This is a genomic window from Streptomyces sp. NPDC024698 (genome assembly GCF_055559015.1).
Genome location: NZ_JBVHLK010000003.1, coordinates 638896 through 652088 on the forward strand (window position 1 = coordinate 638896; position 13193 = coordinate 652088).

Sequence of the window (13193 nt, forward strand, 5' to 3'; positions counted from 1 at the left end):
CTTTACGGGCAAGCCCCGACGGACAGAGTCGGTACACCGAGTGAAGATCGGCGCTACGTGGCCGATCCACGGAATCCAGAGGGGACCGTATGACCGTCACCCAACGCAGGGGCCGGAAGATCATGATGACCCCCGGGGAACTGGACGAGTTCCTCACCACCCAGCGCACCTGCCGCGTCGCCTCCGTCTCCAAGGACGGGGTCCCGCATGTGAGCGCCCTCTGGTTCGCCTGGGACGGCACCTCGCTGTGGCTGTACTCGGTGGTGCGCAGCAAGCGCTGGGTGCAGCTGCGGAACGACCCGCGGGTCGCTGTGGTGATCGACTCCGGTGAGGAGTACGGGGAGCTGCGGGGCGTCGAGCTGTCCGGCACGGTGGAGTTCGTCGGCGAGTTCCCCCGCACCGGGGATCTGTGCGCCGAACTCGACGTCCCGGAGGTCCTGTTCGCCCGCAAGAACTTCGGCCTGGAGGAGATGCCGCACGACGGCCGGCACGCGTGGATGCGACTGACCCCGGACGCCATCGCCTCGTGGGACTTCCGCAAGCTCCCTCCGGTCTAGCGCCTCTCCGGCGGACACCCGCCGGAGACGCACGGCACCGTGGACCGCCTCCGGCCCGATCCGCCGGACGCCTCTCACCTGCCGCTACCGCACGGCCGCGCCGGCCCTGCGCAAGGCGTCCACCGCCGCCCTGATCGAGGGCCGGCGGTCGGCATCTGCCCGCCACACGACGTAGACATGGCGGCGCACCCGCTGCCGGACCGGTACCGTGACGACCCCCTCGGGCATCGGGTGGCGCCCCAGGAGCGGGGCCACGCAGACGCCGAGCCCCGCGGCGACGAGCCCGAGCTGGGTGTGGGTCTCCCCGGCGCGGTGCCCGATGCGCGGTTCGACGCCCTGGGAGCGCAGGGTGAACATCAGCCATTCGTGGCAGAACTCGCCCTCGCCCCAGGTGATCCACTCGTCGTCGGCGAAGTCGCCGAGGTCCACCTCGCCGCGGTCCGCGAGCCGGTGACCGGCCGGAATCGCCACATCGGCCGGGTCGTCGAGGATCGAGGCCTTCACCAGCCCGTCGGGCAGCGGCATCGGCTTGTTGTACCAGTCGAGCACGACCGCCAGGTCCAGGTCCCCGCGCACCACCCCCGCGACCCCGGCCTCCGGCTCCAGTTCGCTGGAGCGCACCCGCAGTCCGGGGTGTTCGGCGCGCAGTTCCGCGAGGGCCGCCGGGAACAGTCCGCGCGCCGCGGTCGGGAACGCGGACAGTCTCAGCTCACCGGCGACCTGACCGCGCTGCGCCTCCAGGTCGGACTGCGCGAGTTCGACCTGGGACAGGATGCGGGCCGCGTGCTCGGCGAGAAGCCGCCCGGCGTCGGTCAGGCGCACTCCCCTGCCGTTCTTGGCCAGCAGCTGCTGGCCCACCTCGCGCTCCAGCTTCGACATCTGCTGGGAGACGGCCGAGGTCGTCACGTGCAGTCCCTCGGCCGCGCCGCTCACCGAGCCGTGCCGGGCGAGGGCGTCGAGCGTGCGCAGGCGCTCCAGATTCAACATGTAAGCAATGCTACGAGATATCGCGTGAATATTCTCGCTTGTGCTACGAGATTGTTCTGCCTCATCCTTGTGCCCATGAGCACCGTCGCCTCCTCCCGCACCGTCGCGCCGCATGACGTCGAACCCCGCCCCCGAACCGCCCTCGACTGGCGGATCCGCTTCGGCGTCCTGTCGCTGATCTGGGGGTTCAGCTTCCTGTTCATCAAGGTCGGCACGGAGGGCTACGCGCCGTTCCAGGTCACCTTCGGCCGGCTGCTGTTCGGAAGCGCGGTGCTCGTGGTGGCGATGGCGGTGAAGCGGGAGCGGCTCCCGCGCGGCGCGCGCACATGGGGACACCTCACGGTCGCGGCCTTCCTGCTGAACGCGCTGCCGTTCTCCCTGTTCGCCTACTCCGAGCTGACCATCCCCTCCACGCTCGCGGGCATCTGCAACGCCACCTCACCGCTCTGGGGCATGGCCCTGTCCCTGGTCGCGCTCTCCGAGGACCGGCCGACCAGACGCAGGGTGGCCGGTCTCGGCCTCGGCTTCCTGGGCGTCCTGACGGTTCTCGGCGTCTGGCAGGGCTTCCACGGACTGGACGCCACGGGCACGGCGATGGCCCTGCTGGCGTCGCTGAGCTATCCGGTCGGCTGGATCTACGTGCGCCGGACCCTGGCGGGCACCGGCCACTCACATCTGTCGATGACCGGCGCCCAGTTGCTCGTGGCCACCGTCCAGCTGGCCTTCGTGACCCCGCTGTTCACGACGCTCCCGAGCCATGTCGCCTGGGTTCCGCTGCTCGCGATCGCGGCGCTCGGCGCGCTCGGCACGGGTCTGGCCATGCTCGTCCAGTACGGGATCGTCGCCGAGGTCGGCCCCACGACCGCGCAGATGGTCACGTACTTCATCCCGGTCATCGCCACCGCCGCCGGTGTCGCGATCCTCGGCGAGTCGCTGGCCTGGTCGACGCCGGTCGGCGCGGTGATCGTCCTCGCGGGCGCGGCGCTCACCCAGGCGAAGCCCAGCCGCTGAAGCGTGGCCCGCCCGGCGCCGGACCTCCGCGACTCGGACGTGCCGCCGTACCGGGAGCCGTCACGCCGCCCGGGCGTGGCGCCACGCCCGGGGCGCCCTCGGTGCTCAGACGTCCCGCCCCGCCGGGGCCGTTCCGGCGGGGCGGGACGTGGCGCCGCGCCGGGGGCCGACCCGCCGCTCAGACGTAGCGGCGTGCCGGGGCCGGTCCCACGGCCGAGGCGACGGCGTCCGCCAGCGGTCCGACGTCCTCGGGCCGAAGCGTCGAGACGGTGATCCGGATGCCCGGGGGCGAGGTCATCCTGAAGCGGGCGCCGGGTGCGACCGCCCAGCCGCGGTGCAGCAGCCGGGAGACGGCCCCGGTCTCGTCCGGGACGGGGATCCAGACGTTCATCCCGCTGCGTCCGCGCGCCTCGACACCGCGCGCCCTCAGCGCGTCGATCAGCAGGTCCCGGCGGGCCCCGTACGCGGCGGCCACCGCCTCCACGTCGACCGTGCCCGAGGTCCACAGGTGGACCACGGCCTTCTGGAGCAGCCGGCTCACCCAGCCGGGGCCGACCCGCTGCCGCCCGTGCACACGGTCGGTGGTGACGGGATCCCCGGTGAGCACGGCGAGCCGGAGATCGGGCCCGTACGCCTTGGCGACGGACCGCACGAACGCCCAGTTGTGCGTGACGCCCGCGAGCGGATGCAGGGGCAGATCGACGATCTGATGACCGTGGTCGTCCTCGATGAGCAGGGTCCGCGGGTGGGCGCGGAGCACCGAGCGCAGGGCACGAGCGCGAGCGGCGGTGACCGCGGCACCGGTGGGGTTCTGCGCGCGGTCGGTGACGATCAGGGCCCGCGCCCCCGACTCCAGCGCTCCTCGTACGTCGTCGGGGAGCGGGCCCTCGTCGTCGACACCGACTCCGGCCGTACGCAGCCCGAGCGCCGGCAGGAGGTCGAACAGGCTGCCCCAGCCGGGGTCCTCGACGGCCACCGTGTCACCCGGCCTGAGGTGGGCCATCAGGACGCGCTCGATCGCGTCCAGCGATCCGGAGGTGACGACGACGGCCCCCTCGGGCACGCCGTCCGCGTCGAGCGCGGCACGCGCCAGGCGCTCCAGCTCCGGCTCGACGGCGTCCTGCCCGTACTGCACGGGATGCCGGTCCGACTGCCGGGTCGCCGCCGCGAAGGCCCCGGCGAGCGCCGGCAGCAGGGCCGGATCGGGATTACCCTCCCCCAGGTCCCGCACGCCCTCGGGTGCCTCGACGCGCAGTTGCTCACGGCCCGTGGTGGCCGGCTTCGGGCGCACTCGGCTGCCCCGGCGGCCCGCGGTCTCGATGACCCCGCGCTCGCGCAGGGTGCGATAGGCGGCCGCGACGGTGTTCGGGTTCACCCCGAGCCGCTCCGCCAACTCCCGCATGGGCGGCAGGAGTTGACCTGGTTCCAGGTCTCCGGCCCCGACCGCCCGCTCGACATCGGCCGCGATGTCGGCTGCGCGGCGCCCTTCGATCCGATACTCTCCTAGCACAAACGAGATTATGCACTAGTGCAATGGAGATGGCAATGTCGGAGACGAACACCCAGCAGAGGACGACGGGGTCCGCCGCCTACACCCCGACCGACCGCACTGTCCCCACCCGCTCCAAGGAACGCGCCGCGTACGACCGGGAGCTCGTGCACGCGATACTCGACGAGGGATACGTCTGCCATCTCGGATTCGTCCGTGACGGCGCGCCGGTCGTCCTGCCCACGCTGTACGCACGGGTCGGCGAGCGACTCTACGTGCACGGCTCGACGGGTTCGCGTCCGCTGCGGATGTCGGGCGGGACCGACCCCGGGCTCGCCGTCTGCCTCACGGTGACCCATGTCGACGGACTGGTGCTGGCCCGCTCCGCCTTCCATCACTCGATCAACTACCGCTCCGTGGTCGTGCACGGCATCGCCCACCAGGTGACGGACCCCGGGGAGCGGCGCCTCGCGCTGGACGCACTGGTCGACCACGTCGTCCCCGGCCGCTCGGCGGACTCCCGTCCCGCCAACGCCAAGGAGCTCGCCGCCACGGCCGTGATCAGCCTGGATCTCCACGAGGTCTCCGCCAAGCTGCGCGGCGGCGGCCCCAGCGACGAGCCCGAGGACCTCTCCCTCCCCCACTGGACCGGGGTGGTCCCGCTCACCAAGGGACACGGAGCGCCCGTCCCGGCGGACGACCTGGCACCGGGCATCGAACTGCCCGACTACCTCAAGGCCCTGTGACCGGAGCCGGTCACCGCGCCCACCGGGACGACGGCCCCGCGGCACCCGGTGCCGCGCGGGATCACGGCCCCACGCACCCGATGTCGCGGAAAAGGCCGCTCCCCGTCACACGAGGAGCGGCTCCTCGGGCACCGCGAGGCGTTCGGTGCCCGCGGCGCGCGCCTCGGCCACCGCGAGTCCGGCGACCGAGCCGAGCATCAGCAGGGTCCCGGCGAGCGTCGCCGCGGTGAGCCGTTCGCCGAGCAGCCCGACGGCGAGCAGCGCCGCGCAGACCGGTTCCAGGAGCATGATCACGGACACGGCGGCGGAGCGGACGACGGCGGCGCCCGCGAAGAAGAGCGCGTAGGCCAGCGCCGTGGGGACGGCGGCGATGTACGCCAGCAGGGCCAGCAGCCGCGCGGGCTGTGCGGTGTGCGGGAACAGTCCCTCGGCGAGCCCGAGCGGCAGCAGACACAGCGTGGTGACGGCGAACGTCCACACCGTCGTGCGTGCCCCGTCCGTGCGGCCGTCGCGCCCCCACCACCGGGTGAGCAGGGTCATCGCGGAGTATCCGGCCGCGGAGAGCACCGCGAGCACGACGCCCCAGGGGCGCACGGTGGCACCGCCACCGCCCAGGACCAGCACGCCGAGCCCGGTCAGCGCCCCGGCGACGGCGGCGATCCCGCCCCGGCCGAGCCGCTCCCCCATGCCGAGCCGGGCGCCGAGCGCGATGAGGACGGGCCCGGCGCCCAGGGTGACGACCGTCGCCACGGCGAGGCCGGTCGCCTCGACGGCGGCGAAGTAGGCGGTCTGGAAGAGCGCGAGACCGAGTCCGGTCAGACCGATCCGCAGCGCCTTGGAGCGCAGCGGCTCCCGCACGGCGGGGCGGTCCTCCCGCCCGTGGGGGCGGCGGCGAGGGCGCAGCCGCGCGGCGAGCAGCAGGACGAGGCCGCCCGCGCAGCGCCAGAAGGAGAGGGCGACCGGCCCCATGTCACTGGACCGGTAGACCAGGGACGCGGCGGCGCCCGCGGTGCCCCAGGCGACACCGGCGACGATCAGATGGAGCAGGCCTCGCCCGACGGGCAGGCCGGCAGCGGTGTTCGACACGTGATTCTCTCCGCAGTTCCGCAGAAGTTCGGGAAGGGACCACGTCGCGGCCCGGGCCACGGGGGCGGGGGCATGCGGGAAGGTCCTCGGACTCCTCTGCGGGCAGCGCCGTCCCGCCCGGCACGGGGCCGGGCGGTGTTCCGGTACGCCCGCCTCAGGCGGCCGGAGGCGGAAGAACGAGCGTCGCAGGCATGATCAGCACCTTAGACGGCCGTTCCGCGGGCCGACAACTCCCTTTCGGCGTCGTTCGTCCCGCTCGCGACCGGCTCCCGCGAGGGTTTCGCCGGGGCCGACGACTGTGCGATGAACGCCCCGAGCAGCACCACGGCGCCGCCCGCGATCTGCGGCGCCGAGAGGTGTTCGCCGAGCAGCACCCATGCCAGGACCGTCGCGATCACCGCTTCGAGACACGCCACCACGCCCGCCACCTGCGGGGAGAGCCGGCGCACGGAGAGGACTCCGGTGACGTAGGCGACGACGGTGGCCACGAGGACGATCCAGCCGAGGAGCAGCGCGGCGGGCACGGACGTCCCGTTCATGTCCGCGTCGCCTCCGAGGACGGACCAGCGCATGGTCCAGGGGCGTGCGACCACGGTCAGTACGAGGGTGCCGACGAGCAGGCCGTACGCGATCACGCCCAGCGGGTCGGGCGCCTCGTCACCGGCGTCGCTGCCCTGGTCGGACAGGACGAAGTAGCCGACCTGGCAGCAGGCGGCGCCCAGCGCGAGGAGGAGTCCGAAGGCGTCGAAGCCGAGCCCCGACCAGATCTCCACCACGCAGGCGAGTCCGCCGACCGCGAGGACGACCCCGAGAGCCGCGGCGCGCGTGACGGGCCGGCGCTGCACGAAGCGCACCCAGCCGAGGACCAGCGCGGGGGCGAGGTACTCGACGAGAAGGGCGACGCCGACGGGCACACGGGAGATCGCGGCGAAGTAGCAGGCCTGGACACCGGCCACGCCGAGGAGCCCGAACCCGGCGAGCAGCGCGGGGCGCCGTTTGACCAGGGCCCGGTGCCGCACGGCGAGCGGCAGCATGACGAGGGCCGCACCCGCGACCCGCAGCCACACCACGTGGAGCGGGTCGAGCCCGGCCTCGATCAGCGGCTTGGCCGCGACACCGGATCCGCCGAAGGCGACCGCCGACACGAGCGCCAGGCCGAGACCGACACCTCTTCCGCGGTCGGCCTGACTGTCCTGACTGCCCTGAGACGTGTGCACCGGCACATGATGACAGGCGACGACATGACCGTCACCCCCGAAGACACCTGTCTCATCGGCTGGACCCCGCGACGGGTCCCCGCGGGCCTGCCGGGGTGGGCCCGCCGCTCGCCGGCCCCGCCGTGTCCGCTCCCCTTCGCCGCGTCGCGTCGCGGCCGCTCCCCAGACGTTCGAGCAGCCGCGGGACGTCGACACCGGCCCGTCCGAGCACCTCGACGGCCCGTGACCGGGGATCGGCGATCAGTGCCGCGAGCAGGTCGAGGCCACCGGCGCGCTCGTCGCCCCGCAGCACGGCACGCTCGTACGCCTCCTCCAGGGCCGTGGCCGCCACCGGGGACCAGCCGGGCCCGGCCCCCACCGGTCCGGCGCCCGAGTTCTCGACGGCGTTCTGCCAGCGGAGCCCGTACCCGATGCTGCGCTGCACGAGGTAGCCGAGCAGCCGGGAGAGCTGCGTCCCGCCGTCGAACACGGCACGCACCTCCGGGTCGGACTCCAGCAGGGAGTGCAGCAGGTGCGCCGTGTCGATCTGGCGGTCCCCGTCGCGCACCGCTCGTCTGCGCGCGCCGGACACCACCGAGGCCGGTTCCGCGCCGGGTCCGGCCTCGGCGCCGGGATGCTCGGGTCCGCTCGCGGCGGACCGCCGGGGATTTCGGGGCGACACGACCTCCACCCCATCAGGCTCACGGCGCCGGGTCATCCGCGGCGGGCAGCATCTCCGGGTCCGACGCAGGGTGGGCGTCGCCGTGTGCGGGCTCCTCCTCACGGATGACTTCGCGCCGATTTTCCCCCAGGCGCGCGCGCCGCCTTGCCTCGCGCCCTTCCGGCCACCGCTCACCCGGCCGTCCGGGCGCCGCTCGCCCGGCCCTTCGGCGGCAGGCCGGCTCCCCCTCCGCAATTCCTGACGGTTCATCAGTATTGAATGTTCCAGGCCCTGGAGCTACGTTCCGCGACACCGTAGCTGCGCCGGGCGCAGCGCCCGACACGAAGGGGTGGTCGCATGGCCGAAGTCAGCGCGGAGGCACGGATCGAGGCGCCCTCCGAGAAGATCTGGGCCCAGCTCACGGACTGGTCCGCCTACGGCGAGTGGAACGCGACCCACACCAACTTCCCGAAGGGCGGTCCGGAGAAGCTCGAAGTGGGCGGCACCTTCGCGGAGAACATGAAGCTCATGGGCTTCCCGGCCGAGGTCACCTGGACCATCGAGGAACTGGAGCCCGGCCGCACCCTGGCCATCCGCGGCAAGGGCCCGATGTCGGTGATCGTCACCACGCGCTACACGCTCGCCCCCGACGGCGACGCGACCTCCGTGCGGATCGACGGGGAGTTCACGGGTGCGGCCGTCTCGCTGATGGCCGGCAAGCTCAGGGACTCGGCGACGGCCGCCCTCGACGAGTCGCTGCGCAAGCTGGCCGCACTGGTGGCCTGAGCCTCGCGCGTCCGCGCGGCGCCCGGCCCCCCGTACACGGACAGGCGCCCCGCGGAAACACTTCCACGGGGCGCCGGCAGATACCACAGCACGCCGTCAGTCCTCGTCGGCGAGGATCAGGTACAGCTTCTTGCGGGCTTCGTTGATGACCGCCAGCGCCTTGTCGCGCTGGCCCTTGCTGCCGGTCTTCCAGACCTGGCCGAAGGCCTCCATGAGGCCGAAACCGGCCTGCCGGATCTCGTGCAGCGTCTCCCAGTCGACCCCGCGCCCGGCCTCTTCCCAGGGCGCGTCGGGGCCCTCGTCGGCCGCGCTGCGGCCGGACTCGGTGAGCGAGAACAGCTTCTTGCCACCCTCGGCCGCGCTGGCGATCAGGCCCTCGTCCTCCAGCAGCTGAAGGGTCGGGTACACCGAACCCGGGCTGGGCTTCCACGCCCCGCCGCTGCGCTCGGCGATCTCCTGGATCATCTCGTAACCGTGCATGGGCCGGTCCTTGAGCAGGGCGAGGATCGACGCGCGTACGTCACCGCGCCGCGCCCTGCCCCTCGGTCCGCCCCGGCCGCCGCGCCCGCCCCAGGGGCCCGGGCCGAAGCCGGGTCCACCGAAGCCGAAGCCGGGACCGCCGGGTCCGCCGCCGGGACCACCCGGGCCGAAGGGCCCGAAAGCTCCTCGCAGCCCCTCGAAGCCGCCCCGACCCCGATGGCCGGGTCCGCCGTGGTGTCCCTGTCCATGTCCGTGTTCGTATCCGAAGTCTTCTCCACGGGAACGCATCGCAATCACTCCATTCCATCGTTGATCGGTCGCGATGCGTCAACGATATATCGGAAGCATTCTCATGACAACCCCTTTCCCCTTCGCCGCGGACACGGGACCCGTCGTCCGTCCATCCCCGCAGGGGCCGGCTCACCCGGATTGGCCTTGGCCTGCGGTCCTATCGGACGACTAGCGTCGGAGCATGCGGATTCGAATCGTCGACGCCTTCACCGACCGTCCCTTCACCGGCAACCCGGCAGGGGTCCTCCTCCTCGACGCCTTCCCCGAGGACGCCTGGCTCCAGAGCGTGGCCATGGAGGTCAACCACGCGGAGACGGCGTTCGCCCACCGCCTTCCCGAGGGCGGCGCGGCCGACTGGGCGCTGCGCTGGTTCACCCCCGCCACCGAGGTCGCCCTGTGCGGACACGCGACCCTCGCCACGGCACACGTCCTGACCACCACCGGTGCCCATGTGGGCCCGGTGCGCTTCGCCACGCGCAGCGGTGTCCTCATCGCCACCCCGGAGGCGGACGGCTCGGTCACCCTGGACTTCCCGACCGCCCCCCTCACTCCGGTCGAGACCCCCGCCGGTGTCGCGGAGGCACTCGGCGCCGAGCCGCTGCGCACCCTCGACACCGGCCCGAACACCGGGGACCTGCTCATCGAGCTCGCCGACGAGAAGACGGTCCGCGCGCTCACCCCGGACCACAAGGCGCTCGCCCGCTACTCCGAGCGCGGCATCATCGCGACCGCCCGCGCCGAGGATCCCTCCCGGGGCTACGACTTCGTCTCCCGGGGCTTCTTCCCGAACGTCGGCATCGACGAGGACCCGGTCACCGGCAGCGCCCACACGGCCCTGGCCCCGTTCTGGTCGGAGCGCCTCGGCCGGTCCGCGCTCACCGGCCTCCAGGCCTCCCCGCGCTCGGGCCTGGTCCGCACCGAGGTCCGCGGCGACCGCACCCTGCTCTCGGGCCACGCGGTCACGGTGATCGAGGGCGACCTGCTCGCGTAGCGGGCCGCCGGGCCCGGCCCGGCAGGCTCCCCTCCGCGCGGCGGCACACGAAAGGGGCGTACGAGATGCTCGTACGCCCCTGCTTCGGGACCGGGTCCGCCACTCGGCCACCCCTCACACGGTCGCGAGTCCGGGGCCCCGGGCGTGACTCACGCCGTCGGGAGCCAGCCCACCTTCCCCGCGAGCAGCGCGTACCCCACGAAGGCGCCGATGTCGAGCAGCGAGTGCGCGACCACGAGCGGCCCGACCCGGCCCCAACGCCGGTACAGGTAGACGAAGACCACGCCCATCACCATGTTGCCGACGAACCCGCCGATGCCCTGGTAGAGGTGGTACGAACCGCGCAGCACCGCGCTCGCCATCAGCGCGGTCCCCGGTGTCCAGCCCAACTGCCCGAGTCTGCGCAGCAGATACCCGACGACGACGACCTCCTCCAGCACGGCGTTCTGCACCGCCGAGAGGATCAGCACCGGGAACTTCCACCACACGTCGGGCAAGGCCTCGGGCACCACCGTGAGGTTCGCGCCGAACGCGCGCGCCGCCAGGTAGAAGGCGATTCCCGTGCTGCCGATCACCGCCGCGACCAGGGCGCCGCGTCCGAGGTCGGGCCAGGGACGGGTGCGGTCGAAGCCGATCACCCGCATGCCCCGGCCCTCGCGCATCAGCAGGTGCGCGACGAGCGCGACCGGCACGAGAGCCGACGCGATGCCGAAGAGCTGCCAGGCCAGGTCGAGCCAGGGACGGCCCGGCGCCGCGGAGGCGTTGAGGGTGGCCGCCTGGTCCTTCAGACCCCCGGGCTTCGTCACGGAGCCGACGAAACTGATCAGCGCGGACACCCCGCTCGCGCCGAGCGACAACGCCAGCACGAGCAGCGTCTCGTCCCGGAAAACCCGTCGGGTCAGCCTCTCGGCCGGAAAAGAATCGGCCACCGATCCCGCCTCCACCTGCACTCCCGCCTCCAGTTGGGTATTCCCACCGCATCCCCGTCCTCGCCCCGCTAGGGTCTCGAAAGAAGTTACGAAGATCGTGCGCGACAGGCCGTCGGGGGGCGGGCACCGTACGGGGCGTACGTCCCCCATCGCCTGTTCTACGGCTGTCTCACGGCGCAGGCTCACCTGGGAGGGACCTCACCGTCATGGGACGTCACAGCTTGCCCGACGCACGACGGGCGGGCTCCGCCGACCCCCGGATCCGAGCGCGCCGCCGCAACACGGCGCTCGCGACGGCACTCGTGCTCACCGTCGTCGGAGGCACGGCCGCGGCGGTCCGCGGGGGCCTGTTCTCCTTCGAGAGCTCCTGCGACGACGACGCCGTGCGCATCGAGGTGGCCGCCTCGCCGGACATCGCGCCCGCGCTCAAGGCCGTCGCCGAGGACGCGCGCGACAAGAACGTCACCTCCGACGGCCGCTGTCTCGACGTCAGGGTGACCGCCCGCGAGTCGTACGAGGTCGCCGCCTCGCTCGGAGCGGGCAGGAAGTCCGACGCCCAGGTGTGGGTGCCGGACTCCGACGCCTGGGTGCAGCGGGTCGCCGACACCACCGCCGCCACGCAGGTCACCAGCCTGGGCAACGTCGCCTCCTCACCGGTCGGGGTCGCCGTCGTCCCGTCGGCAGCCAAGACGCTGGGCTGGCCCGCGAAGACGTACACCTGGACCGAGCTGGCCGGGGAGACGACGCGGGCCAAGAAGCTCAGGCTGGGCGCCGTCGATCCCGCCCGCAGCTCGCCCGGGCTGCTCGCGCTGGCCCGGATCAGCGCGGCCGGTTCCGGTGTGAAGGACGGTGACGTCCGGGCGGCCGCCCTGGCCAAGGCCCTCTCGGAGCACACCTCCGACAGCGCCACCCACCTGCTGGACACGCTGCCCGGCGACGCCTCGGGCACCGGGCGGAGCGGCGCCGACAGCAATCAGGCGCTGATCCTCTCCGAGCAGGCGGCGTTCGCGCACAACAGCGCGCAGGACGGCGGCCAGGATCTCGATCTCTTCTACCCCAAGGACGGCTCGCCCCTCCTCGACTACCCGTACACCCTGGTCGACGAGCCGCGGCTCAGCACCGACGAGGGCCGGGCGGCCCTGCGGTTCATGACCCTGCTCGGCGAGCCCGCACCCCGGCAGTTCCTGCGGATGTTCGGGTTCCGCACGGACGCGGAGAGCCCCTCCGCCACGCTCGTCGCCGAGGCCGGCGGGCGCTCCCCGCAGCCCTATCAGCGGATCCTGGCCGATTCGGCGTCGAAGGGCGCGGTCCAGGAGGCCCTCGGCATGTGGACGATCACGGTGGAGCGGGCCCGCATCACCACGGTCGTCGACGCCTCCTCCTCGATGGCCGAGCCGGTGCCGGGCGGCGGCCGCTCCCGTATGGACGTCACCAAGGAGTCCCTGCTCCAGGCGCTCGCCACCTTCACCGCCGAGGACGAGATCGGGCTGTGGAAGTTCTCCACCAAGCTCGACGGCGACAAGGACTACCGCGTCCTCGTGCCGACCGCGCGGCTCGGAAACTCCAAGGGCTCCGGCGGCCAGCGCGCGAGGCTCTCGGCCGCCTTCACGTCGCTGAAGCCGGTCCCGCACGGGGAGACCGGTCTGTACGACACCACGCTCGCCGCGTACAAGGCGGCCGTCGCCTCGTACGCGAAGGGCCGGTTCAACGCGCTGGTCGTCCTCACGGACGGGGTCAACCGGGATCCCGGCAGCATCTCCCGGTCCACTCTCGTCTCCGAGCTGCGGAAACTGGCCGACCCGGAACGGCCGGTGCCGCTGATCGCCATCGCGGTGGGTCCCGACAGCGACCGCCGCGAGGTCGACCAGATCGCCCGGGCGACCGGAGGTTCGGGGGAACGGGTCAACGAGCCCTCACAGATCCACGCGGCGATGCTCAAGGCGATCACGGCGGCGGGCACGGGCACCACGACCTGACCCCGGC

Annotated in this window: 13 protein-coding genes; 6 read left to right on the top strand and 7 right to left on the bottom strand. The window is 73.0% G+C overall.

Features of this window, described 5'->3' with window-relative positions:
• The first annotated feature begins 89 nt into the window (after window positions 1-89).
• The gene (locus ACZ4AA_RS10765) at window positions 90-557 is read left to right on the top strand and encodes a pyridoxamine 5'-phosphate oxidase family protein (RefSeq protein ID WP_467598811.1); all 468 of its coding nucleotides are present in this window, start codon (window positions 90-92) and stop codon (window positions 555-557) included.
• An 84-nt stretch (window positions 558-641) separates the two neighbouring features.
• Here ACZ4AA_RS10765 and ACZ4AA_RS10770 read toward each other — a convergent pair whose 3' ends face one another.
• Window positions 642-1544 (bottom strand): LysR family transcriptional regulator, encoded by a 903-nt coding sequence (locus tag ACZ4AA_RS10770; RefSeq protein ID WP_467598814.1) that lies wholly within the window; start codon window positions 1542-1544, stop codon window positions 642-644.
• A gap of 75 nt (window positions 1545-1619) precedes the next feature.
• Between ACZ4AA_RS10770 and ACZ4AA_RS10775 the strand changes: the two genes are divergently transcribed.
• Window positions 1620-2555, top strand: coding sequence for a DMT family transporter (locus tag ACZ4AA_RS10775; RefSeq protein WP_467598816.1), 936 nt, complete (start codon window positions 1620-1622; stop codon window positions 2553-2555).
• A 178-nt stretch (window positions 2556-2733) separates the two neighbouring features.
• Here ACZ4AA_RS10775 and ACZ4AA_RS10780 read toward each other — a convergent pair whose 3' ends face one another.
• Window positions 2734-4065, bottom strand: coding sequence for an aminotransferase class I/II-fold pyridoxal phosphate-dependent enzyme (locus ACZ4AA_RS10780; RefSeq protein ID WP_467598819.1), 1332 nt, complete (start codon window positions 4063-4065; stop codon window positions 2734-2736).
• A gap of 23 nt (window positions 4066-4088) precedes the next feature.
• On the opposite strand from ACZ4AA_RS10780, the gene ACZ4AA_RS10785 reads away from it, so the two are divergent.
• Window positions 4089-4790 (top strand): pyridoxamine 5'-phosphate oxidase family protein, encoded by a 702-nt coding sequence (locus ACZ4AA_RS10785; protein WP_467598822.1) that lies wholly within the window; start codon window positions 4089-4091, stop codon window positions 4788-4790.
• A gap of 105 nt (window positions 4791-4895) precedes the next feature.
• Here ACZ4AA_RS10785 and ACZ4AA_RS10790 read toward each other — a convergent pair whose 3' ends face one another.
• The 3 genes from ACZ4AA_RS10790 to ACZ4AA_RS10800 all read right to left on the bottom strand — a co-directional run bounded on the left by ACZ4AA_RS10790 (window position 4896) and on the right by ACZ4AA_RS10800 (window position 7754).
• A complete protein-coding gene (locus ACZ4AA_RS10790) occupies window positions 4896-5876 on the bottom strand; it encodes a DMT family transporter (RefSeq protein ID WP_467598825.1) in 981 nt (326 codons plus the stop codon).
• 203 nt (window positions 5877-6079) lie between these two features.
• Window positions 6080-7099, bottom strand: a complete 1020-nt coding sequence (locus tag ACZ4AA_RS10795) for an EamA family transporter (protein WP_467598828.1) — start codon at window positions 7097-7099, stop codon at window positions 6080-6082.
• A 46-nt stretch (window positions 7100-7145) separates the two neighbouring features.
• Window positions 7146-7754, bottom strand: a complete 609-nt coding sequence (locus ACZ4AA_RS10800) for a Clp protease N-terminal domain-containing protein (protein WP_467598831.1) — start codon at window positions 7752-7754, stop codon at window positions 7146-7148.
• 336 nt (window positions 7755-8090) lie between these two features.
• Between ACZ4AA_RS10800 and ACZ4AA_RS10805 the strand changes: the two genes are divergently transcribed.
• The gene (locus ACZ4AA_RS10805; protein WP_467598834.1) at window positions 8091-8519 is read left to right on the top strand and encodes a type II toxin-antitoxin system Rv0910 family toxin; all 429 of its coding nucleotides are present in this window, start codon (window positions 8091-8093) and stop codon (window positions 8517-8519) included.
• Window positions 8520-8615: 96 nt separating this feature from the next.
• Here the strand turns inward: ACZ4AA_RS10805 and ACZ4AA_RS10810 are convergent, their stop codons facing one another.
• Window positions 8616-9287: a PadR family transcriptional regulator gene (locus ACZ4AA_RS10810; RefSeq protein WP_467598837.1), complete on the bottom strand. Its 672-nt coding sequence runs from the start codon at window positions 9285-9287 to the stop codon at window positions 8616-8618.
• A 184-nt stretch (window positions 9288-9471) separates the two neighbouring features.
• Here ACZ4AA_RS10810 and ACZ4AA_RS10815 point away from each other — a divergent pair, with 184 nt between their 5' ends.
• Window positions 9472-10281, top strand: coding sequence for a PhzF family phenazine biosynthesis protein (locus tag ACZ4AA_RS10815; RefSeq protein WP_467598840.1), 810 nt, complete (start codon window positions 9472-9474; stop codon window positions 10279-10281).
• Between the two features lie 149 nt (window positions 10282-10430).
• Here the strand turns inward: ACZ4AA_RS10815 and ACZ4AA_RS10820 are convergent, their stop codons facing one another.
• Window positions 10431-11231: a CPBP family intramembrane glutamic endopeptidase gene (locus ACZ4AA_RS10820; RefSeq protein WP_467598843.1), complete on the bottom strand. Its 801-nt coding sequence runs from the start codon at window positions 11229-11231 to the stop codon at window positions 10431-10433.
• Between the two features lie 185 nt (window positions 11232-11416).
• Between ACZ4AA_RS10820 and ACZ4AA_RS10825 the strand changes: the two genes are divergently transcribed.
• The gene (locus ACZ4AA_RS10825; RefSeq protein WP_467598846.1) at window positions 11417-13186 is read left to right on the top strand and encodes a substrate-binding domain-containing protein; all 1770 of its coding nucleotides are present in this window, start codon (window positions 11417-11419) and stop codon (window positions 13184-13186) included.
• Window positions 13187-13193 lie beyond the last annotated feature (7 nt).